Origin of the sequence: Kocuria sp. CNJ-770 (assembly GCF_001942375.1) — a bacterium.
GTDB classification, from domain to species: Bacteria; Actinomycetota; Actinomycetes; order Actinomycetales; family Micrococcaceae; genus Kocuria; species Kocuria oceani.
On sequence record NZ_MKJW01000076.1, the window covers coordinates 1 to 22632 of the forward strand.

The 22632-nt window shown below is 74.3% G+C and carries 18 protein-coding genes; 4 read left to right on the forward strand and 14 right to left on the reverse strand.

Translation table 11 applies throughout. The features are described from left to right. From BJF77_RS03835 to BJF77_RS03850, 4 genes are all read right to left on the reverse strand, one after another. A partial coding sequence (locus tag BJF77_RS03835; protein ID WP_304440990.1) for a biotin/lipoyl-containing protein occupies positions 1 to 400 on the reverse strand: 400 nt, incomplete at its 3' end. A gap of 85 nt (positions 401 to 485) precedes the next feature. Further along, a complete protein-coding gene (locus BJF77_RS03840; RefSeq protein WP_075871320.1) occupies positions 486 to 1469 on the reverse strand; it encodes an alpha-ketoacid dehydrogenase subunit beta in 984 nt (327 codons plus the stop codon). After that, a complete protein-coding gene (locus BJF77_RS03845; protein WP_083664951.1) occupies positions 1466 to 2782 on the reverse strand; it encodes a thiamine pyrophosphate-dependent dehydrogenase E1 component subunit alpha in 1317 nt (438 codons plus the stop codon). Before BJF77_RS03845 ends, BJF77_RS03840 begins: the two co-directional genes overlap by 4 nt. Positions 2783 to 2838: 56 nt before the next feature. Beyond that, entirely contained in the window at positions 2839 to 4002 is a 1164-nt protein-coding gene (locus tag BJF77_RS03850) for a histidinol-phosphate transaminase (RefSeq protein WP_083664956.1), read from the reverse strand. 167 nt (positions 4003 to 4169) lie between these two features. On the opposite strand from BJF77_RS03850, the gene purB reads away from it, so the two are divergent. After that, positions 4170 to 5597 (forward strand): adenylosuccinate lyase, encoded by a 1428-nt coding sequence (gene purB / locus BJF77_RS03855; RefSeq protein WP_075871321.1) that lies wholly within the window; start codon positions 4170 to 4172, stop codon positions 5595 to 5597. A 91-nt stretch (positions 5598 to 5688) separates the two neighbouring features. Here the strand turns inward: purB and BJF77_RS03860 are convergent, their stop codons facing one another. Further along, positions 5689 to 5952, reverse strand: coding sequence for a hypothetical protein (locus tag BJF77_RS03860; protein WP_075871322.1), 264 nt, complete (start codon positions 5950 to 5952; stop codon positions 5689 to 5691). Between the two features lie 320 nt (positions 5953 to 6272). On the opposite strand from BJF77_RS03860, the gene BJF77_RS03865 reads away from it, so the two are divergent. Continuing rightward, entirely contained in the window at positions 6273 to 6980 is a 708-nt protein-coding gene (locus tag BJF77_RS03865; RefSeq protein ID WP_075871323.1) for a BTAD domain-containing putative transcriptional regulator, read from the forward strand. Positions 6981 to 7056: 76 nt separating this feature from the next. Here the strand turns inward: BJF77_RS03865 and BJF77_RS03870 are convergent, their stop codons facing one another. The 8 genes from BJF77_RS03870 to BJF77_RS20435 form a co-directional block, all read right to left on the reverse strand. After that, positions 7057 to 11046: a Pls/PosA family non-ribosomal peptide synthetase gene (locus tag BJF77_RS03870; RefSeq protein ID WP_255396125.1), complete on the reverse strand. Its 3990-nt coding sequence runs from the start codon at positions 11044 to 11046 to the stop codon at positions 7057 to 7059. A 719-nt stretch (positions 11047 to 11765) separates the two neighbouring features. Then, positions 11766 to 12668, reverse strand: a complete 903-nt coding sequence (locus tag BJF77_RS03875) for an FAD:protein FMN transferase (protein ID WP_075871325.1) — start codon at positions 12666 to 12668, stop codon at positions 11766 to 11768. Positions 12669 to 12792: 124 nt separating this feature from the next. Next, positions 12793 to 13746: a glycerophosphodiester phosphodiesterase family protein gene (locus tag BJF77_RS03880; RefSeq protein WP_075871326.1), complete on the reverse strand. Its 954-nt coding sequence runs from the start codon at positions 13744 to 13746 to the stop codon at positions 12793 to 12795. Between the two features lie 160 nt (positions 13747 to 13906). Next, positions 13907 to 14698, reverse strand: a complete 792-nt coding sequence (locus BJF77_RS03885) for a di- and tripeptidase (RefSeq protein ID WP_075871327.1) — start codon at positions 14696 to 14698, stop codon at positions 13907 to 13909. A gap of 105 nt (positions 14699 to 14803) precedes the next feature. Continuing rightward, positions 14804 to 15778 (reverse strand): acyl-CoA thioesterase, encoded by a 975-nt coding sequence (locus BJF77_RS03890; protein ID WP_047802934.1) that lies wholly within the window; start codon positions 15776 to 15778, stop codon positions 14804 to 14806. Positions 15779 to 15813: 35 nt separating this feature from the next. Then, the gene (locus BJF77_RS03895; RefSeq protein ID WP_075871328.1) at positions 15814 to 17643 is read right to left on the reverse strand and encodes a pyruvate kinase; all 1830 of its coding nucleotides are present in this window, start codon (positions 17641 to 17643) and stop codon (positions 15814 to 15816) included. Then, positions 17640 to 18902 carry an endonuclease/exonuclease/phosphatase family protein gene (locus tag BJF77_RS03900; RefSeq protein ID WP_369821354.1) on the reverse strand — a complete coding sequence of 421 codons (1263 nt, stop codon included), beginning with the start codon at positions 18900 to 18902 and terminating at the stop codon, positions 17640 to 17642. Before BJF77_RS03900 ends, BJF77_RS03895 begins: the two co-directional genes overlap by 4 nt. Positions 18903 to 18978: 76 nt before the next feature. Continuing rightward, positions 18979 to 19332 (reverse strand): hypothetical protein, encoded by a 354-nt coding sequence (locus BJF77_RS20435; protein ID WP_075871329.1) that lies wholly within the window; start codon positions 19330 to 19332, stop codon positions 18979 to 18981. 222 nt (positions 19333 to 19554) lie between these two features. On the opposite strand from BJF77_RS20435, the gene BJF77_RS03910 reads away from it, so the two are divergent. Then, positions 19555 to 20235, forward strand: a complete 681-nt coding sequence (locus BJF77_RS03910) for a cyclodeaminase/cyclohydrolase family protein (protein WP_255396126.1) — start codon at positions 19555 to 19557, stop codon at positions 20233 to 20235. On the opposite strand, the gene BJF77_RS03915 is transcribed toward BJF77_RS03910, so the two are convergent. Beyond that, positions 20201 to 21718, reverse strand: a complete 1518-nt coding sequence (locus BJF77_RS03915) for a DHA2 family efflux MFS transporter permease subunit (protein ID WP_075871330.1) — start codon at positions 21716 to 21718, stop codon at positions 20201 to 20203. The genes BJF77_RS03910 and BJF77_RS03915 overlap by 35 nt on opposite strands. Positions 21719 to 21810: 92 nt before the next feature. Here BJF77_RS03915 and BJF77_RS03920 point away from each other — a divergent pair, with 92 nt between their 5' ends. After that, entirely contained in the window at positions 21811 to 22581 is a 771-nt protein-coding gene (locus tag BJF77_RS03920) for a spermidine synthase (protein ID WP_075871331.1), read from the forward strand. Positions 22582 to 22632: the final 51 nt, after the last annotated feature.

A 22632-nucleotide genomic window follows, 5' to 3' on the forward strand; every position in this document is an offset into this window, starting at 1 on the left:
CCTTGGGCCCGGAGCCCACGAGCGGGCGGTCGCCGTCGGCCTCGGGCGCCTTGGGCCCGGAGCCCACGAGCGGGCGGTCGCCGTCGGCCTCGGGCGCCGCCGGGGTCTCCCCGAGGATCCCCGGCGTCCCCTCCGGGGCGGGTCCCGTGCCGGCGGCCTCCTCGGGGGAGCCCACGGCGATGATCGGGGTGCCGACCTCCACGGTGCGGCCCTCGGGCACCAGCAGGTCGAGCACGGTGCCCGCGTACGGGGACGGCAGCTCCACCACGGACTTGGCGGTCTCGATCTCGACGAGCACCTGGTTGACCGTGACGGTCTCCCCCGGCGCCACTCGCCACGCGAGGATCTCCGCCTCGGTCAGGCCTTCGCCGACGTCGGGCAGGTTGAAGATCTGCGGCATGTCAGTACTTCCTCTCTCGCGCGGCCCCTCCGGGTCGGCGACGGCGCCGCCGGCCCGGAGGGGCCGGCGGCCGGGGTCGGCGGGGTCAGTAGGCGAAGGAGCGGTCCAGTGCCTCGAGGATCCGGTCCAGGTCCGGCACGTACTGGTCCTCGACGGCCGCCACGGGGTAGGGCAGGTGGAAGGCGCCCACCCGGAGCACCGGCGCCTCGAGGGAGTAGAAGGCCCGTTCGGTGATGCGGGCGGCGATCTCCCCTCCGAGGCCGCCGAAGGTCGGGGCCTCGTGGGCGACGACCAGGCGCCCGGTCCGGCGCACGGAGTCCTCCACGGTGTCGAAGTCGATCGGCGACAGGGACCGCAGGTCGATGACCTCCACGCTGCGGCCGTCCTCCTCGGCGGCCTGCGCCGCGGCGAGGGCGACCGGCACGAGCGGGCCGTAGGCCACCACCGTGGCGTCCTCCCCCGGCCGGACCACCTGGGCGGTGAACGGGTCGGCGGCGGGGCGCTGCGTGTCGACCGCGCCCTTGAGCCAGTACCGGCGCTTGGGCTCGAAGACGATCACCGGGTCGTCGCAGGTGATCGCCTGCTGGGTCATCCAGTAGGCGTCCTGGGCGTTGGACGGCGTGATGATGCGCAGCCCCGCGGTGTGGGCGAAGAGGGCCTCCGGGGACTCGGAGTGGTGCTCCACCGAGCCGATGACCCCGCCGTAGGGGATCCGGATGGTGACGGGGACCGTGACGTCCCCGTTCGTGCGGTTGCGCATCTTCGCGAGCTGCGTGGTGATCTGGTTGAAGGCCGGGAAGGAGAAGCCGTCGAACTGGATCTCGCACACGGGCCGGTAGCCGCGCAGGGCGAGACCCACGGCGGTGCCCACGATCCCGGCCTCCCCCAGCGGGGTGTCCATCACGCGGTGTCCGCCGAAGTCCTTCTTGAGCCCCTCGGTGACGCGGTAGACGCCGCCCAGGGAGCCGATGTCCTCGCCCATGAGCAGCACCCGGGGGTTCTTCTCCATGGCCCGGCGCAGGCCGGCGTTGACGGCCTTGGCGATCGTCAGGTCGGGAGCGGCGTTCATGCGAGGTCCTCCTCGGTGCCGGCGGAGCGCTCGTCGGGGACCCCGGTGACGGGATCGGCCGCGACGGTCAGGCTCGAGGCCTGCGTGCCGCGATCGGGCCCGGCGGTGCCGTCGACGCCGGAACTGCCGTCGGAGCCGTCCTCGGGGCCGTCCTCGTCGAACCCGGCCTGGTAGGCCGCGTACCAGGCGCGCTCCTCCTCGATCAGGGGATGACGCTCGACGTAGGCCTTGTCGAAGAACTCCTCGAAGGAGGGCGGGTCCATGGACAGGACGTGGGCGCGGGTCTGGTCGGCGAACTCCTGCGCGGCCGCGGCGACCTCGTCGAAGAAGGCGTCGTCCGTGCCGTGGTGCCGGCGCAGGTGCGTCTCGAGGCGCAGCAGCGGATCGAGCTCGGCCCAGTGGCGCTCGTCCTCCCGGCGGCGGTACTTCGTCGGGTCGTCGGCAGTGGTGTGGGCGCCCAGCCGGTAGGTCTCGGCCTCCACGAGCACCGGGCCGCGCCCGGCGCGTGCCTGCTCCATGGCGTACCGGGAGACGGCCAGGACGCCCAGGACGTCGTTGCCGTCCACCCGGATCCCCTCGAACCCGTAGCCGGCGGCCCGCTCGGCCAGCGGCAGACGGGACTGGGTGGAGAACGGCACCGAGATGGCCCACTGGTTGTTCTGCACGAAGAAGACGACCGGGGCGTCGAAGGAGGCGGCGAAGACCATGCCCTCGTGCACCTCGCCCTGGGTCGAGGTGCCGTCCCCGAAGTACGCGATGGTGGCGGCGGGCTCGACCTCGCGCCCCTCCTCCTCGGCCGCGCGGCGGTCCAGGTCCATGCCCATGGCGTAGCCCACGGCGTGCGGCACCTGGGAGCCGAGCACGATCGAGTACACGTTCATGCCGTGCTCCGAGGGCTTCCACCCGCCGGCGGCGTGCCCGCGGAAGACCATGAGCAGCTCGGCGGGGTCCACCCCCCGCTCGATCGCCACCGCGTGCTCGCGGTAGGTCGGGAAGATGTGGTCGGTCGGGCGCAGGGCGCGGACGGAGCCCACCTGAGCGGCCTCCTGCCCGCGCATCGGCGCCCAGAGCACCAGCTGGCCCTGCCGCTGCAGGTGGGTGGCCTCCTCGTCGAACCGGCGCGCGAGCGCCATGGACCGGTAGAGGTCCCGCAGCTCCTCGGCGCCGACGTCGGCGACGTACGGCGAGAAGACCGGGTCCTCGGCCGGCACGCCCTCCCGGTCGAGGAGCCGCACCAGCCGGGTGCGTGGCTCCGGGGTCGGCGCGTGACGGTCCGGCGCGTGGGCGGCCGGGGTGAACGGGGCGGCATCCATGGTCAGGACGTCCTTTCGGTGTGCTCGGGTGGGAGCGGAGCGCTCGTGCCCGGGGTTCAGAGCACGGGTGCGTGCGGGAACTGCGCGCAGAGCTCGAGGAACCGGGTGTTGGCCTCCGGCTCCCCGACGGTGACGCGGGCGCCCTCGTCGCCGAAGCGGCGCACGGCCAGGGCGTGGGCGTCGCACAGCTCGGCGAAGCGCCCGCTGTGCTCGCCGAGGTTCAGCCACACGAAGTTCGCCTGCGTCTCCGGGTACGGCCAGCCCAGCGCGTCGAGTCCGGCCAGCACCCGCTCCCGCTCGTCGACGACCCGCTGGACGCGCTCGGCGACCTGGTCGTAGTGGCGCACGGAGGCGATGGCCGCGCGCTGGGCGAGGTCGGTCACGGAGAACGCGGGGGAGCTCTGGCGCAGGTACTGGGTGATGCCCTGGCCCGCCACGGAGTAGCCGATCCGCAGGCCGGCGAGCCCGTGCGCCTTGGAGAACGTCCGCAGCACGACGACGTTGGGGTGCCGGCGGTAGACGTCGATGCCGTCCACGAGGTCGTCGCGGCGCTGGAACTCCTGATAGGCCTCGTCGATGACCACGAGGACGTCGCGGGGCACCGCGGCGAGGAACTCCTCGACCTGGGCGGTGGTGAGGCTGGGGCCCGTCGGGTTGTTGGGCGTGCACAGCAGCACGACCCGGGTGCGGTCGGTGACGGCGGCGGCCATGGCCTCGAGGTCGTGCGAGCCGTCGCGGCGGTTCGGGACCGGGACGCTCAGCCCGCCCGAGAGCCCGATGCTGATGGGGTAGGCCTCGAAGGAGCGCCACGCGTGGACCACCTCGTCCGGGGCGCCGTCCTCTCCGGTGCCCACGAAGGCGCCCAGCAGCTGGTTGAGGGCGCCGAGGCTGCCGGCGCCGGTGACGACGTCCTCGGCGGGCACGCCGAGGAACTCGCCCAGGACCTCCCGCAGCTCCGCGGAGGTGGTCTCGGGGTAGCGGTGCACGGCGTCCCAGTCGGCGAGGACCTCGCGGACGGCCGGGACGGGCCCGAACGGGTTCTCGTTGGAGGACAGCTTGTAGGAGGGCAGTCCCTCGACCACGAGCGGCGGTTTGCCGGCCACGTAGCGGGGAAGCCGGGACAGAGCCGGGCGCGGCCGGACCGCCGGGGTGGTGGCGGGGGCCGCGTCCTGTGCCGGGGCGTCCCCGGCCAGGGTGCGGGTAGCGTCGCTGGTACTCATGGGGGCCATGCTATCCCCGCTCCCCCGGGGTTCCCGGGTGGATGACGCCCCTCCGGACGACCCGGCATTTTTTGGGCGCGAAAGCTACAACCGGGTCCCGCGAAAGTTGGTGGCCGACGACAATTCGTCCGCCCGGGGCGGCCCGGACGCCGTGGGAGAATGTGCCCATGCCCCACACCGATCGCATCCTGTCCTCCGGGCGCGCCTCGCTCGCCGCCGCCGTTCCGCCCGTCGCGCTGGGCCCGCTCGACGGCCGGTACCAGCCGGCCGTGGCCCCGCTCGTCGACCACCTCTCCGAGGCCGCCCTCAACCGCAATCGCGTGCACGTGGAGGTCGAGTGGTTCATCCACCTGGCCGAGCACGCGGTGCTGCCGGGCCTGGCGCCCCTCGGCGACGAGCAGAAGGCCGGGCTGCGCAGGATCGTCACGGGCTTCGACGCCGACGCGGTCGCCGAGCTGGCGGAGATCGAGGCCGTGACGGTGCACGACGTGAAGGCCGTGGAGTACTACATCGGCCGCCGCCTTCCCGCCCTGGGCCTCGGGCACCTGGTGCCGCTCGTGCACTTCGGCTGCACCTCCGAGGACATCAACAACCTCGCCTGGGCCCTGGGCGTCAAGGACGCCACGACCGACGTGTGGCTGCCGGCCGCCCGTGCGCTCGTGGCCGACGTCGCGGGCCTCGCCGAGTCCGCCGCGAACACGCCGATGCTCTCCCGCACCCACGGCCAGCCCGCCACGCCCACCACGCTGGGCAAGGAGATGGCGGTGGTCGCCCACCGCCTGGGCCGCCAGCTCTCCCGGATCGAGCGCACGGAGTACCTCGGCAAGATCAACGGCGCCACGGGCACCTACGCGGCGCACTACGCCTCCGTCCCGGACGCGGACTGGACCGAGGTCTCGCGCGGTTTCGTGGAGGCCCTGGGCCTGACCTGGAACCCGCTGACCACCCAGATCGAGTCGCACGACTGGCAGGCGGAGCTCTACGCCGATGTCGCGCGGTTCAACCGGGTCCTGCACAACTTCTGCACGGACGTGTGGTCCTACATCTCGATCGGCTACTTCCAGCAGGTCCCGGTGGAGGGGGCCACCGGCTCCTCCACCATGCCGCACAAGGTCAACCCCATCCGGTTCGAGAACGCCGAGGCGAACCTGGAGCTCTCCAACGCCCTGCTCGACGTCCTGGGCGCGACCCTGGTGACGTCGCGGTGGCAGCGCGACCTTACGGACTCCTCGTCCCAGCGCAACATCGGCGTGGCCTTCGGCCACTCCCTCCTCGCGGTCTCCAACGTGCGCAAGGGCCTGGCCCGCCTGGACGTCGCGGAGGACGTGCTGGCCGCCGATCTCGACCAGAACTGGGAGGTCCTCGCGGAGGCCGTCCAGATGGTCATGCGCGCCGAGGCGATCGCCGGGGTCGAGGGCATGGACAACCCCTACGAGCGGCTCAAGGAGCTGACCCGCGGGCGGCGGGTGGACGCGGACCGGCTCCAGGAGTTCGTGGCGGGCCTGGGCCTCTCCCCGGAGGCCGCCCGGCGGCTCTCCGCGCTGACCCCTGCCACCTACACCGGCATCGCCACCGAGCTCGTGCGCTACCTCTGACCCCCGGCCGGCGGCGGGCCGCCCGGGCGCACGGCCCGGTCGGCCCGCCGTGGGCGCCATCCCCGCGGAAGGGGGTGAGGGCACAGGGGGCTCAGACGGAGGGCAGGTCGTGCAGGTTGTTGCAGACGGTGTCCTCCGGTGCGGCCCACAGGCGCTTCTCGCACCCCGCCGAGACCACGCGGACGCGGAGCCGGCCGGTCGTGCCGGGGACGTAGTAGTCGTGCACGCCGCACTCGATGTCCCGGATGACCCGGGTCGTGGAGCGGGGGGACCACACCTCCGTGGGGTTGCACAGGGCGACGATGTTGCCGAGGGGGTCCGTGCGGACCCCGGTGACGGGTCGATGGTCGGTCATCGGTGATCTCCTGAGTAGGTGCCCGGTCCGGTGAGGCCGGCCCGGGGATCAGCCTTGTAACACTGTCCGGGGTGCGGCACAAACCTCGGGTCGGTTCGCGCTCGTCAACCCGTGTCGATCGTTTGCTTTCGACGACATCCGGCCGTTCGCTTTTGACTCACAGCACGTCTGCCGGGATCATCGGTGCTGACCCCTCTCTTCCTGCGGCCCCCGATCCGGCGCCGCGGGACCGGGGGGAGGATGTCCCGCCCACGGTCTTCGGGGGAAGACCGGCAGGGCGCACCGGGGCAATCGGCTCATGACAGTGGGGGATCATGGCAATGGATGGGGAACACTCGATCACGCTGCGGCTGCTGGGCAATGTCGAGGTGGAACTCGACGGCTCGGTGCTGGCCCTGGGCCAGCGGCAGCAGCGGCTGCTGGCGGCCCTGGCCGTCCTCGGCCCCAAGCCGCGGCGCTTCCTCGGCGAGCTGCTGTGGCCGGACCGCACGGCCGAGCGCGCCATGGGCAGCCTGCGCACCACCGTCTTCAACCTCTCCCGCCAGGTCCCCGGGGCGGTGGGCACCCGCGGCAACAACATCGCCCTGGCCGACCCGGTCGTGGTGGACCTGCACGAGCTGCGCGAGTCGCTGCACGAGGCGGCCGCCGCGACCGCGCCCCCCACGGAGGACCCGTGGTTCCTCGACCCGGCCGGCGCGCAGCTGCTGCCCGGCTGGTACGACGGCTGGGTGATGGCCGAGCAGGACCGGCTGCGGACGCTCTACGTCAACGCCGTGGAGCACCTGGCGCGGCTGTCCCTCGAGCACGGGGACTTCTATCGGGCGCACCTGCTGGCCGCCAACGTCCGGGCCCTGGACCCCCTGCGGGAGAGCGCGGTCCGCGTCCTGATCGAGGCGGATCTCGGCCTGGGCAACAACGCCCCGGCCCTGCAGACCTTCCGCAGCTTCTGCAGCACGATGGCCGACGAGCTCGGCGCCCCGCCCTCCCCGCAGATCACCCAGCTGATGGGCTACATGCGCAGCGCCTGAGGCATCCTCGTCCCGGTGGGCACGGTGTCCCCGCGACCCGGGTCGCGGGGACACCCGTGTGCCGTCCACGGCCGGCTCAGCGGCCCGTGGTGAGCGCCGCCGAGGCGGAGCGCACCGGGATGCCGCGCCAGTTCGTCCGGGGCAGCAGCTGCTCGCCCTTCATCACGAGCGACAGCCCGTCCACCGTGGCGCCGGCGCCGACCGTCGTGTCGTAGAGCACGATGGAGCGCGCTCCGACGCTGGCGCCCTCGCCGATCTCGACGTAGGACATCTTCATGACCCGGTCCTCGAACAGGTGCGTCTGCAGGGACACGTCCGTCGAGACGGCGGCGTCGTCGCCGATGTGCACGAGGTCGAACTCCGTCAGGTAGGTCGTGCCGATGTAGGTCCGCCGGCCGATCTGCGCGCCGAACAGGCGGAGCACCGGGCCGATCAGCGGGGTGCCCACCAGGCCGCCGACGAGCGCGGGGACCGCGGCGGACTCGTAGACGCCGGTGACGAACTCGCTGCGCCGCACGAAGTTGTCCCACAGGGGCTCGATCCGCTGCCGGTACCGGCCCACGATGGCCCACTTGAGGACGACGACGGCGAGCACCACGGTGAACCCGGTGGCGAGCGCGACGAGCGGCAGCACCGCGACGAAGCCGAGCAGGCTCAGCTGCGGCACGAGGCTCACCGAGGCCAGCAGGCCGAGGTAGCCGATCAGGCCGATCAGGGCCGGGGGCACCGTGATGCGCAGCGCCTCGATGATCAGCCGGGCGGCCACCTTGCCGCGGGACGGCCGGAAGGTGAGGCTCTCGTCGTAGTTGCCGCTGTCCTGCCGGCGGGGCAGGAACATGGCCGGCGAGCCCAGCCACGAGGTCCCCTCCGGCACGTCGGCCGGGGGCACCGAGGCGACGCCCACGAGGGAGCCGTCGCCCATCCGGGTCCCGGACGGGACGAACGCGGCGTTGCCCACGAACGAGCGGTCGCCGACGACGGTGCGCTCCATGTGCAGGTGCCCGTGGTGGTACACGGCGCTGCCCACGCTGGCCATGTCCGCGACGAAGCTGCCCTCCCCGAGGGTGAGCAGGTCGGGGTCGATGTGGCCCACCGTGGACACCTCGGAGCGGGGACCGACCCGGGCGCCGAGAACGCGCAGCCAGGGCACGGTGTACAGCGTGGCGTACAGGGCGTTGGTGCTCTCCAGGCTGGTGCTCAGCAGCTGGTCGGCCATCCACTTGCGCACGCCGAGGCCGCTGCGGACCGGGTGGATGCCCGTCGGGGTCCGGCGCAGGACGATCGCCCGGCCCACGGCCACCACGGTGCACACCGTGAGGACGTAGACCACGCCCACGGCCGGGGTGAGCGCCAGGCCCACCGGCAGACCGAACTCGATGGCCGCGATCCAGATCATCAGGAAGGACGGGAGCACCAGGACGAAGGGCAGCACCTCGAGGGCGGCCCAGCCCAGCAGCAGAGCGGCCACGAGCGGGGCCGGCCAGCGGCCGCCCGGCAGGGGACGTCGCTCCATCCGCTCGAGCAGCTCGTCGTCCCCGTCGGCGGGCCGGGACGGGGAGCCCAGCCAGTGCTCCCCGGCGGGGATCACCTGGTTGCGCGCGGCCAGGGACTGCTCCGCCAGCCGGGCGCCGTCCTCGACCCGGGAGCCGGGCTGCAGCAGGGCGTTGGCGCCCACGAACGCGTCGTCGCCGACCCGCACCGGGGCGATGGTCACCCAGCCCTCCTCCACCTGCGCGGTCTGCACGGAGGACCCGTAGCCGATGCTGGCGCGGGAGCCGATGCTCACGAGGGAGGGCAGGCCCACGGCGGCGGTGCCCACGTGGGCGCCGGCGCCGACCTCGGCGCCCAGCAGGCGCAGGTAGCCGGCGGCCATCGGCGTGCCGGTCAGGAGGCTGAGCGGGGAGAGCCGGGTCAGTCCGTCGATGCACCACAGCAGGAAGTACTGCCTCCCCCAGAGCGGGTGGTGCCCCGGCCGGACGAACCGGCCCAGCACCCGCGAGCCCAGGAACGGCAGGAAGAAGCGGGCGAGCACGGAGACCAGCACGCCCACGAGCAGCATGTCCCACATGAGCGGGTAGCTGAACTGCCCGCCGTAGGAGTAGAGGACCGCGGCGAGCGGGGAGCCCACGACCATGGCCGCCAGGACCATGGTCGTCACCTGGGCCGTCCCGCAGAGGGCCACCCGCCCGCTCGTGTGGTGCAGGGCGGTGGGGCGGTCGTCCGGGTCGGCCGTGGCCGGGACGGCCGCCGGGGCGGCGTCGAGGTGGCGGGCCAGGTCCCGGACGGTCGGGTAGGTGTAGATGTCCGCGATGGCGATGTCCTGCTCGGGGAGCTCCCGGCGCAGCTCGGAGGTGGCGGTCGCGGCGAGCAGCGAGTGCCCGCCGAGCTCCAGGAAGAAGTCCGCCTCCGCGGAGAGCTGGTCGACGGGGATCCGGAAGACCCGGGACCAGACCTCCGTGAGCTGCCACTCCGACTCGGTCTGCGGCGGGACCAGGCCCACCGTCGTCACGAAGCGGGGAGAGCTGGGGTCGGGGAGGTTCTTCCGGTCCACCTTGCCGCTGACCATCATCGGCATGGCGGGCAGGATCTCGTAGAAGGACGGCACCATGTACGGCGGCAGGGCCGCGGTCACGGAGTCGTGGAGCAGCTCGAACAGGGCGCGCTCGTCGCGGACCTCGCCGCGCAGCGTGAGGAACGCCGCCACGTCGTCGCCCCCGGAGACGAGCTTCACGGCGGCGTCCGCCACCGCGTCGTCGCGCCGGAGCACGTTCTCGATCTCCTGCAGGTCGGCGCGGTGGCCGCGGATCTTCACCTCGCTGTCGGCCCGGCCGAGGTACTCGATCTCGCCGTCGGGCAGGATCCGGCCCAGGTCGCCGGTGCGGTAGATCCGCCCGGCCCGGGGTCCGTCCGGGTGCGGCCGGAAGCGCTCCTCGGTCACGTGCGGGAGGTTGACGTAGCCGCGGGCCACGCCCGGGCCGGCGATGCAGATCTCCCCGGGCTCCCCCTCGGGCACCTCGTTCATCGACTCGTCGAGGATGCGCACCTCGTAGGTGGGCAGGGGCTTGCCGATGGTCACGGGCCGCCCGGGGGTCAGCTCGCCCCACGTGGCGGTCACGGTGCCCTCGGTGGGCCCGTAGGTGTTGAGCATCCGGCGCCCGGGCGTGGACCAGCGCTCCACGAGATCCGCCGGGCAGGCCTCTCCGCCCACGAGGATGCTGCGGATGCCGGGCAGGTCGTGCTCGAGGGTGGCCAGGACGGTCGGCACGCAGTACAGCACGGAGATCTCCATGCGCTGCAGGAACTCGACGAGTCCCCGGCCCAGCCGCGCCTCGTCCGTGGGGCCGGCCACCAGGGCGGCGCCGACGGCCCAGGTCGGCCAGATCTCCTCGATGGAGAAGTCGAAGGCGATGGTCATGCCCTGGTAGACCCGGTCCTCGGGACGGACGTCGTAGACCTCGGGCACGATCTCGATGAAGTTGCAGATGCTCGAGTGCGCGACCTCCACGCCCTTGGGGCGCCCGGTCGAGCCCGAGGTGTAGATGATGTAGCAGGTGGGGTCGCCCTCGTGGCGGACCTCCGGCCGGTGGGCGGGCGCCGCGGCGAGCTGCTCCTCGATCCGCCCGACGTCGACGACGTCGGCGGCGGCGTCCTCGACGAGCGGCACGAGCTCCGCCGAGGTGAGCAGCAGGGCCAGGTCCGAGTCCTCGGCGATGAACTGCACGCGGTCGGCGGGCAGGTTCGGGTCGATCGGGACGAAGGTGGCGCCCGTCTTGAGGACGGCCAGCAGCGACGCGTACAGCATCGTGGAGCGCTGGAGGAGGATGCCCACGCGGTCCCCGACGGCGAGGCCGTAGCTCGCGATCAGGTGGGCCATGCGGTTGGCCAGCTCGTCCAGCTCCGCGTACGTGTAGGCCTGGCCGTCGGCGTGCAGGGCCTGGGCGTGCGGTGTGAGGTCGCAGCTGCGCTCGAAGAAGTGGTGGAGCCGGCTCGGCCTCGTCCCGGCGCCCCGGGCCTCCCGTGCCGAGGAGTCCGGCCTCGACCGCGCTCCGGCGGCGCCCCCCTTCACCGCAGCCTCGCCCCACAGCACTCGCTCTGCCGACGACCCCCCGTCGCGGCGGTGTGAGCGTTGTGGTGCTGAGGTCATGTCCAACTCCTTTCGACGCGCGAACACCGGTGTTACCGGCAGGTCCGTTCTACGCAGGGGGCTGTTATGCCCCCCTCACGCCGCCGTCACCGCGGCGTTATCGATGCGTCATAGTCGAGTCCGTCCCGGGCGGCGGCGGGGCGCGCCCGGCAGGGGCGCGGGCCGGACGTGGGAGAGATCACAGGGCGCAGCCCCGTCCGAGGGGTCGTTTTCGACTGCAATCGAGCGGTTCCCGGGCCGGCGGCCGTCGGCGGGAGCGGGTCGCCGCGCGCGCCGGGCCCGGCAGGCGGGTCCTCGGGCCTCGCCGGCGGGCACGGTCCCCGGAGGAGAAAAACCCCGCCGTGTTACTTTTCGTGAATGCCCGGGCTCTCGCACGGGCGCTCGGCGCCGGGGCCCGGACGGGGCCCGTCCGGGCCATGTCCCCGCGCCGGAGCCGCGCGACGGACCGTGGGCTGGACCCTGCGACGGGCCGTGCGCCGGGCCGTGGGGTGGACCGCGCGCTGGACCTTACGGCGGGCCGTGCTCAGCCGGCCGGGGAGCGGGGAGCCGACCGGCGGGGCACGGCGAGGTCGGCCGCCGCGATCGCGCCGTCGGTGCCGCCCACGACGAGGGTGTTCACGGGCGCGCGCCGGCGGCGCCGGTCAGGCGGCCGCGTGTCCCGTCCGGCCGGGCCAACCGGGTGTCCGGAGCCGGCGCCGGAGCGTGCTGCCGGGCCGCGAGCCGGTGAACTCGCCCTCCGCGCCGCACGCCGCGACCCAGCCGGGAGCGTCCCCGCCGAGCACGTGGGCGGCGCGGGCGTAGGCCTGGGCCTCCACCGCGTTCCGCGCGGCCACCACGACACGGTCCCACGGACTCTCCGCCGCGGCACCGGTGACCGGGTTGACCAGGGCGCTCCCCGGCCGGGGAAGCACGGCGAGACCCCGGTGGCCCGCCGCCAGGAGGCCGGCCCAGGCGGCGGCGCCCAGGGCCGGGTCCGGGGCGGGGCCCGGACCGGTCCCCAGGGTCGCGGCCAGGGCGGCGGCCTCGGCGGGAGGGCCGGCGACGGCCAGCACCGCGCCGGTGCGGGCGACGAGCCCGTGGCCGGGGAAGGTCTCCGCGAAGATCCGGGCCGTGCGGTCCGCGGCCCAGGCGTCGGCGACCTCGGCGAGGTCCAGCACGGTGCCCCGCCGCATCCGCAGGCGGCGGGCGGACAGGTCGAAGTCCAGGTGTGCGATCCCCGGGGCCGGGCGGGCGGGCAGACCGTCCTGGGCCCGCCATGCGGCGTCGCCGGTGGTGGGGTCGACCAGTCCGCTGGTGAGGCGGGTGGCCCGCAGCGCCGCGGCGAGGATCTGCGCGAGCACAGGACCGACGACCACGTCGACGTCCTCGTGCTCGGCGAACCGGTTCAGCAGGGACAGCTCCGAGTCGATGCGCTCGGGCGCCACGGCCGCGGAGACCTCGCGGTGGACGCGCTCGGCCAGCCGACGGGCCTCCTCCTGGAGGTCCGGGGCGGGGGCGCGGACGGTGTCCCGGCTCGGCGCCCCGGGCGGGGTGGGGGTGGACATGGCCGTCTCCTGGCGGTCTCGTGTCGGCGCGTGCCGGAGGACGCGGAAGGCCCTGCGCGACAACGGGCAGGTGGTGCCGAGCATACGCGCGGCTGGGCCCGCCGGACGGTGACGTGACCGCTCGTTACCTGACCGTCATCGCGGCGGAGCGGGGGCGCCCCGGTCCGATCGCCGGCACCGGCGGGCCGGCGGGGATCCCGGCGCCGCCGTCCCGCCCGCCGGCCGCCGCGGTCCAGCGCAGCACGTCGGCCGGGCGGTTGGAGGTCAGCTGCTGGATGCCCAGGGCGCGGCACAGGTCCACGTCCCGCGCCGTGTCGATCGTCCAGGCCCGCAGCACGCGCCCGTCGGCGGCCCACCGGCGCACCAGGTCGGGCCGGGCGCGGACGAAGTCGATGCCGGGTCCCACGATGTCCACGAGCCCGGTCGCGATGACGGGCAGCGCCGGGGGCACCACGAGCCGCATCCCGGCGTGCAGCACGGCGGCGGTCGTGCGGTTCACGCGCAGGCTCTCCCGGACCGTGCGGCGGGTGGTGGTCTCCACCAGCTGGCACACGTGGCGGGCGGGCACCGTCTCGAGCAGGTGGCGGACGGCGTCGGGGTGGAAGCTCATCAGCGAGACCGTGATCCGGCCCAGCCGGCCGGTCTCGGGGTCCCACCCCTCCCGCATCAGCACGTTCAGGACCTCCTCCTCGAGCTGGTGGCCGTACGGGCTGGGGTGCTTGGTCTCCACGGCCAGGCCCACGGGCCGGCCGGCCCCGCGCAGCAGGTCCAGCAGCTCGGGCAGGGTCAGCAGCTGGCGGTCGCGGGACCCGTGGCTCGGCGGGATCGGCACACCCTTCCAGGACACCCAGTCGAGGCGGCGCAGCTCGGCGAGCGTGCGCGCCGAGACCGGACCGCGGCCGTCGCTCGTGCGCCCCAGCTGGGCGTCGTGGTGGAGGACGAGATGGCGGTCCCGGGTCAGGTGGACGTCGCACTCCACGCCGTCCGCCCCGTCCAGCAGCGCCTGGACGTAGGCGGCCCGGGTGTGCTCCGGGTAGGCCGCGCTGGATCCCCGGTGGGCGTAGACGATCGGTCGCACGGCGCTCCCTCGGCTCCGGGCGGGGCGGTGACCCCGCTCTCGGCGCCACACTAGGGAGGCGCGGTGAACGGGCCGCCACGTCCGGGCGGATGGGCCGTGAACGGCGACGACGCCCCGCCGGAGGGCGGGGCGTCGTCGGAGCGCGGGGCCGGTGCGGCGGCTACTTCCCGCCGGAGATCTCGCCGTGGGCGGTCGTGTCCGCGGTGCTGTCCCCGCCGCCGAACCGGGGGGCCCGCTCGGAGAGGGCGAGCTCGGCGGGGAAGTCGGCGGGCAGCGGCCCGAACGCCTCGTGGGTCGCGCTGATGACCTGCTTGGACATGGCCAGGTTCGCGCCGCCGCCGACGATCGCGCCCACCCCGAACGGCAGGGCGCGGCCGAAGACCGCTCCGGTCTGCTTGAGCAGGAAGCGCTTGACGAACATGTTGCGGATGATCCGGCTGACGTCGAAGGTCTTCGAGTCGTCCTTGCCCATCATCAGGCCCCAGGACGACATCATGCCCTTGCCCTTGGTGCCGCTGGCCAGGATCTGGTTCATGACCTGCCGGCCGTCCTCGCCGAGCATGAGGGCCATGACCATGGTGCGGGTCCTCTCGGGGTCCTCGGTGTGCACCCCGTGCAGCTCGGCGATCGCCTGGGCGTAGAGGGCGGTGGCCTCGAGGTAGCCGACCACCGCGAAGGAGGACAGCCCGAGGGAGGCGACGGTGCCGACGCCGGGGACCACCGCGGTGGCGCCGACCGCGCCGCCCTCGACGGTGACGGACCGGACGTAGATCTTCTCCAGGCGCCGGGCCAGCTGCTCGGGCGTCTCGTCCGGGTACTTGGCGCGCACCTTCTTCACGAACGCGAGCACGACCGGGCGCTGGGCGCGCAGAACGGTGTCCAGGAACTTGTTCATGGCCGGCTTGGGCTTGCCGTGCTCGTCGAAGGCCGAGCTCAGGGGGTTCAGGTCCATGGGGGTGCTCTCCTCGTGCAGTGCCGGGACGGTGGTCTGCGGCCCACTATATGCACAGCCCACTGAGCAGGCGCCGGGATTCGCCGACGGCGGAGGTGAGGACCCTCAGTCCCCCGGCAGCAGGGAGACCGAGGGGTCGACCCGCTGGAAGGAGTCCGGGAACTCGGCGCGCAGCCGGACCAGCTCGCGGGCGAAGGCGTCCAGGTCCCGGTCCTCCTGGCTCACCGGGTGCCACTGCCGGGCGGGCAGGGCGTGCCCGGTGTCGTCCAGGGCGACCATGACCATGAGGCAGTTGGTCGTCAGCTGGAGCTCGCCGGTGGCGGGGTCCCCGGACCAGCAGTTGACGGAGATGTGCAGGCCCCGGGCCGCGGTGTGGATCAGCCGCGCCCGGACCTCCACGAGGTGGCCGATGTGCATGGGCCGGTAGAAGCGGACCCCGCCCGCGTACACGGCGATGACCGGGCGCCCGGCCCACCGGGACCCGCACACGAACGCGGCCTCGTCGATCCAGCGCATGGCCGTGCCGCCGTGCACCTTCCCGCCCCAGTTGATGTCCGTGGGCGCGGCGAGGAAGCGCAGCACCGTCTCCTCGGCCGTGCCCTCGTCGGTGTACTTCTGCTCCGCCATCAGCGCCTCGATGCTGTTGCGCAGCTCGATCCGCCGCTTCGTGACCGCCTGGTGCCGGCGCTCGTGCTCGGTCTCGGGCGTCCACTGCGGGACCGGGGTGGGGCGGCCCTCGCCGTCGACGGCCACCATGATGATCAGGCAGGTGTCCCGCAGGGTCACCCCCTGCTCGCGGGGGTCCGCGGAGGCCACCTCGACCCGGATGTGCATCGAGGAGCGGCCGGTGTGCACGATCTGCGCGGCGACCTCGACCATGTCCCCCACGCTGACCGGGCGGTCGAAGTGGATGTTGCCCACGTAGGCGGTGACGCAGTAGGCCCGCGACCAGCCGACGGCGCACGCGTACGCGGCCTTGTCGATCCACTCGAGCACGCGCCCGCCGTCCACGGTGCCGGTGCGCCCGGCGTCGGTCGGGGCGGCGAGGAAACGGAGCACAGCGGTGTCACGGGCGGCCATGGCACCAGTGTGGCACGGTCGCCCCGGGCCGGGTCTCACCGGGCGAACGGCGCCCAGGCGTTGAGCCGGCGGAGCATGTCCGACTTCTTGTGCGCGTGCCCCTCCATGCGCACCAGGATGTCGTCGAGCGCCTCGATCGCGTCCACCACGAACGGCCCCTTGTTGAGCATCACGCACTCGGCGCGCTGGCCCATCGCCGCGTCGGTGACCTCGGCCCGGGAGGGCAGGCCCTTCTTGGCCAGCGACTCGAGCACCTGGGTGGCCCACACGACCGGGACGTGCCCGGCCTCGCACAGCCACAGGATCTCCTCCTGCACCTCGGCGAGCCGTTCGAACCCGGCCTCGACCGCGAGGTCGCCGCGGGCGATCATCACGCCCACGTCCTGCCAGCGCATCGCCTCCAGGAGCATCAGCGGCAGGGCCTGGAAGCCGCCCACCGTCTCGATCTTGAGGGTGATGTCCAGTTCGCGGCGGCCGACGGCCTCCAGCTCCTCCAGCAGGTCGGTCACGTCCTGGCGCGAGCGCACGAAGGACATGTTGACGGCGTCCGCGTGCTCGGCCACGAAGGGCAGGTGCGCGCGGTCCTCGTCGGTGAGCGCCGAGATCCGCAGGTCGGTCTCGGGCAGGTTGATGCCCTTCCGCGCCCGGAGCTTCGCGCCGCCGGGCGCGGCCTGCAGCACCGCGAGCTCGATCTCCTCGGGGGACACGGCCGTGATCCGGCACCGGATCTTCCCGTCGTCGAGCCACACGGGCTGCCCCTCCCGGGCGTCGGTGAAGGCCTCGGGCAGCGAGCAGCCGATCCGGTGCGGCCCCTGCGCCCGGACCGGAGCGGGGGCCATGTCGCGGGTCAGCACGAGCACGTCGCCGGTGCGCACGCGCAGGTGCTGCTCGACCGCGGGCAGCTCGCCGAGCACGCCCTCGGCGCCGTCCTCCGCCTCGACGGCCAGGCCGGTGGCGAAGTACACGGTCTTGGAGCACTCCACCAGCACCCCCGGGCCGGTCGCCTCCAGCACCCGCAGCGTCCGCCCGGAGCCGCGCGCGTCCTTCAGCCGCAGCCTCTCCCCCGGCACGCGCGCCGCGATCCAGGCGGGGTCGGCCACGGGAACGGCGGGGGCGTCGTCGTCCACCCCCGGGTCCGGGTCCCCCAGCCACAGGCGGGCCGGTGCGGTGACCCGGCCGCGGCTGTCCCGGACCGGCTTGATCTTCTCGACCTGCGGGCCCGGCTCGACCGGCCCGGTGCGCAGCTTGGGCCCGGCGAGGTCCATCGCCACGCGCACCTCGTGCCCGGTCGCGCGCTCGGCCGCCCGCACGTGCCCGATCATGGCCTCCCACTGCTCCGGGCCGTCGTGCGCGCAGTTGATCCGGGCCACGTCCATCCCGGCGCGGACCATGGACTCGACGAGACGGCGGTCCCCGGCCGCCTCCGCGGGCAGGGTCACCATGATGCGGGTGGGCCGGTCCTCCCGGCCCGGTCCCAGCAGGGCGTCGGTGTTGCGGCGCAGGACCTCGGCCCCGGGGAGCTCCGGCTCCTCGAGGGGGACCCCGGGGTCGGGGGCGGCGAAGACCTCGTCGGTGCGGGCCGCCAGCACCTGCAGGGTCTCCACCACCGCGGTCAGGTGGGTCATGACGCCCGCCTCCATCCGTCCGAGCGAGGACACGCCCAGACGGCTGAGGTCGCGCTGCAGGTCCCGGACGTCCTGGCTTCGCACGGCCACGTAGTCCACGAGGTTCAGGGCGGAGCGGCGGTGGCGGGGGGTCACCCGCTCCAGTTCCGGCACCGCGGCGCGGCGGGCCGCGGCGACCACCTCGACGAGGGCGAGGAGGCGGTCGAGCAGCTCCGCGGCGCGCTCCTGCCGGGCGGTCATCGCCGGCCTCCGGGGGCCACGTCGACCCACACGGGGCGGTGGTCGGAGGTGGGGAACGGGTGCTCGCCGGTCAGCTCGGCGCCCGGCTCGCCGGGGACGGGCCAGAACACCCCGGCCCCGGTCACCCGCAGGTTCCGCGAGGGCAGCACGTAGTCGGCCCGCAGGTTGCCGGGGGCGGGGTCGTCGGCGAAGTCCGCGGTGTCGTGGGCGGGGTCGGAGCGGTGGGCGAGGTTCGCCCCGCCCTGCCGGGCGGCGGCCTCGGGGCCGCCGGCGGAGGCGGGCAGGGGGTCCTGCACGCGCGGGTGCTCCAGGAGCTGCTGGATCGCCCCGGGCCACGAGTCGCCGTCGAGCGGGTCCGCGTTCTGGTCGCCCATCACCACGAACCGCTCCCCCGGCCGCAGCCCGCCGCGCGCGCCCTCGTCGTCGTAGACGTAGGAGGACGCCGCGGGACCGCGCACGTAGTCGGCCCAGAACCGGATCTCGTCGGCGTTGCGCCGGCCGTTGCGGTCCTCGGGCCCGTCGAAGGTCGGCGGGGTCGGGTGGGACGCCAGCACGTGCACCGTCGTGCTCCCGATGCGCACCGGGACGTCCCAGTGGGACTTGCTGGACAGCCGCAGCCGCTCCGCGTGCCCGGGGGCGTAGTGCTCCGCGGGCAGGCGGCTGCCGGGCATGTCCGCCCACCGGAAGTCCCGGAAGGTGCGGATCCCGTCGGTGTCGAGCGGGTGCTTCGAGTAGAGGACCATGCCGTACTGGCCGGGGAAGAGCCCGAAGCCCCACGCGTCCTCGGGCCCGCCCACGACACCGTCCCGGTTCAGGTCCAGGCCCGAGGGCTCCCCCGTGTTCACCGGGGCGGTGTAGACGTACGGGTAGTGCACGGGGTCCTGTCCGCGCTGCGGGACCTCCAGGTAGTTCGTGCGGAACAGCTCCGCCGAGCGGCCCGCCGCGTCGTGGTCGAACTCGTTGACGAGCAGCACGTCCGGGGCGGTCCGCTGGACCACCTCGGCCACGGCCCGTGCCTGGGCGTCGTCCGGGGTGGCGAGGTCCTGCTGCAGCTGCCCCGGGGCCGCGCGGTTGAGGGACGCGTTGTAGGTCATGAAGCGCACCGGGTCCTGTGCCGCCACGGCCTGCTCCCTCCCGTGTCCGGGGGCCCGGTCGTGGCCCTGCGCCCGGGCCGGGCCCTCTCCGGCGGCGGCCGGGAGGCCGGCGCCCATCAGGAGCGCCGCGAGCCCCACTGCCGCCGTCGATCTGCTCGGTCCCAATGATCCTCCTCGTCCGCCCGGCTGTCAGCGCCGACGGTAGCGGGTCCGGGCGAACAACGGTTGAACGGAGAGCGGCTCAGGCGGCGCGGGCGAGCGGTGACCGGCGCAGGCGGTAGCCGTGGACCGGGACGAGCCGGCGGGCGCCGGTTCCCGCCTCCAGGATCCAGAGCAGGCCCAGGTGCGGGGCGGACTGGCCCACGGTGCCCACGTGGCAGAGGGTGCCCTGCTCCCACACCTCGATCCGGTCCCCGGGGCGGATCAGGGCCGGGTCCCCGAGCCAGGTCTCGTCGACCGGGGTCGCCTCGGCGGGAGAGCCGGCAGGAGAGTCGGCGGGAGGAGCGGCGGGGACGGGGACGATGTCGGCGGGTGCCGCGGCGATCGTGGGACCGGCGGGGATCGTGGGGCCGGCGGGGGCGGGAAGAGCGGTCATGGGGCACGTCCTATCGGGGCCGGGCCCTGTGGGGGCCGGGGCCGTCGACTGCGGTTTCGTCGGACGTCCCCAGGATCGTCCGCCGATGTGGCCGGGACGTTTCGGTCCGGTTGACGGAGCGTGCCGTCACGCCGGGAGGCCTGTGAGATCGGCCACGGGCCGTTAGGCTCGTGCGGACGCCGCGCCCGTCCCGGCGCCGGCCCGCCACCGGAAGGATCCGCCGTGAGCAGCTCGCAGAACACCGGTCCCGAGAGGACCAGCCCGCAGATGACCAGCCCGCAGATGACCAGCCCGCAGAAGATCAACTCGGAGAACATCAGGACCTACGTGCAGCGCATGGCCTCGGACGCGCCCGCCCCGGGCGGCGGCGCCGCCGGGGCGCTGCAGGCGGCACTGGGCGCGGCCCTGCTCGCCATGTCCGCGCGGTACTCCACCGGCTCGGAGCACGCGGCGGACGCGGCCGCCCGCGCCGAGGAGCTGATCCCGGCCGCGCTGCGGCTCGCCGACGCGGACGCGGAGGCCTTCGGGGAGCTCTCCGCGGCGTACGGGCTGCCCCGGGACACCGACGAGCAGCGGACCGCCCGGTCGCGGGCGGTGCAGGAGGCCACCGCGGGGGCGGCCCGGCCGCCGCAGGAGCTGATCGGCGTGGGCGCGGAGGTCCTGGGCCTGGCCCGGGAGCTGACCGGCTGGTGCAACCCCAACGTGCTCAGCGACGTCGCGGCGGCCGTGGAGGCCGCCCGCGCCGCCGTCGCGACCGCGCTGGTCACCCTGGAGATCAACGTCCGCGCGCTCAAGGACGAGTCCGTGGTGGAGCGGCTGCGGGCGGAGGCGGCCCGCGGCGAGCGGGCCGTCGAGGACGCCGCGGAGCTCAGCCGGCGGATCCGGGAGCGGGTCCAGGACTGAGCGCGGGCCGGCGCACCGCGAAGGACCCGGCCACGGCCAGCAGCGAGATGATCCCGCCGCACAGGAAGGCGCTGCGCACGCCCGCCTCGGTGGCCTCGGGCCCCGCGGCCCCGGAGGCCGCGGCACCGGCGGCTCCCAGGGTCAGGACGGTGACGAACAGGGCCGTGCCCGCGGCCCCCGCCACCTGCTGCAGGGTGCCCACCATGGCGGAGCCGTGCGAGTACAGCCGCTCCGGCAGGGAGCCCAGGCCCGCGGTGAACAGCGGGGTGAACATCAGGGCCAGGCCCGTGCTGAGCACCACGTGGGCGAGCAGCACCATCGGCACCGGCGTGGCCGCCGAGGTGGACGCCAGGTACCACAGGGATCCGCTCAGCAGGACCGAGCCCGGCACGAGCAGCACGGTGGGGCCCGAACGGTCGTAGACCCGCCCGACGACGGGCGCGAGCAGGCCCATGACGAGACCGCCGGGCAGCAGGAGCAGGCCCGTGCCCAGGGGGTCGAGACCGTGCACGGTCTGCAGGTAGATGGGCAGCACGATCAGCGTGCCGAAGAGGGCCATCATGCTGACCGCGAGCACCGCCGTGGACGCCGTGAACACCCGGAACCGGAACGTCCACAGGTCCAGCAGGGCCCGGTCCGTGCGCTGCAGCCGGGTCTGGCGCCGCACGAACACGGCCAGCGCCGCCAGCCCCACGGCCAGGGGGGCCCACGCCGGGACGGCGGCCTCCCCGCCCTCGCCGAGCGTGCTCAGGCCGTAGACCAGGCCGCCGAAGCCCAGCGCCGAGAGCACCACGGAGACCACGTCCAGCGGCGCCGGGCGGGGCTCGGTGACGTTCTGCATCCGCCACGCGCCCAGCAGCAGGGAGCCCACCGCGATGGGCAGCACCAGGATGAACATCCACCGCCACTCGAGCACGCTGAGGATGACGCCCGAGATGGTCGGCCCCACGGCGGGGGCGACCGAGATGACGATGGAGATGTTGCCCATGACCCGCCCGCGCCCGGCCGGCGGCACGAGGGTCAGGACCGTGGTCATCAGCAGCGGCATCATGATGGCGGTGCCGCAGGCCTGCACCACCCGCCCGGCGAGGAGGGTCCCGAACCCGGGCGCGGCCGCGCAGACGAGGGTGCCGAGGCTGAACAGGGTCATGGCGGTCAGGAACACGGGCCGGGTGTGCAGGCGCTGGAGCAGGAACCCCGTCACCGGGATGACCACGGCCATGGTGAGCATGAATGCGGTGGTCAGCCACTGGCCGGCGACCGCCGTGACGGAGAGGTCGGCCATGAGACGGGGCAGGGCCACGCCCATGATCGTCTCGTTGAGGATCACCACGAACGTGGAGACGAGCAGCAGCCCGATCACCAGGCGGTTGCGGGCGGAGTGGTCGGTGCCCGAGGCCGGGGCACCGGTGCCCGGGACGCCGGCGGTGGGTGCGGGGGCGGGGACCGGCGCGGTCTCGGACACGGGGACGTCGGGGCTCATGGGCGGGGGATCCTTCGGGACGCAGCAGGGGTACACCGGTGCAGCCGCACCGCGCCCCGGTTCATTCCCGTCCGGGACGTGACAATGGGCTCATGCGCAGATATCTCAAGGACGCCGGCGTGCACGCCGAGATCATCCCGGACGGCTTCACCGAGGGCGGGTTCGTCCTGTCCATCGGCGGGGCCGAGCAGTCCCACGTGAACCTGGCCCGCCCGGAGGAGATCTTCTACGAGTACCTGCGCCGGGTCGCCAACGTCGTCGACGTCGTGGCTCCCCCGGGCGCGCCGGTCACCGCGGTGCACCTGGGCGCCGGGGCGCTGACCCTGGCCCGGTACGTGGCGGCGACCCGGCCCGGGTCGCCGCAGGCGGCCGTGGAGCTCGAGCGGGAGCTGCCCGCGTTCGTGCTCGAGGCGCTGCCCCTGCCCGCGGGGGCGGAGGTGCGCGTGGTCGTCGACGACGCCCGGGCGGCGCTGCCGCACGTCGTGGCCCCCGGGACCGCCGACCTCGTGGTCCTCGACGTCTTCTCGGGCCGGGACGCGCCCGGGCACCTCACGGAGCCGTCCTTCTACGCCGAGGCCGCCGGGCTGCTGGCGCCGGGCGGCGTGCTCGCCGTCAACGTGGGCGACGACCCCGGGCTGGACTTCTTCGCCGGCCAGGCCCGGGCCGTGCGCTCGGCGTTCGCGGACGTGTGGTGCCTGGCCGAGGAGCGGCTGCTCACCGGCCGCTACCCGGGCAACCTGGTCCTCGTGGCCGGCCGCCGCCCGCTGCCCCGGGAGTGGGCGGGCGCCTTCGCGGCGGCCGGGCCGCACCCGGCGGGGGTGCTGGACGGGCTGGGCCTGGAGGAACTGCTCGCCCGCCTGTAGCCTGGCTCACACCGCCGAGCCGAGGAGCGCGCCGTGAGCAGCACCGACCAC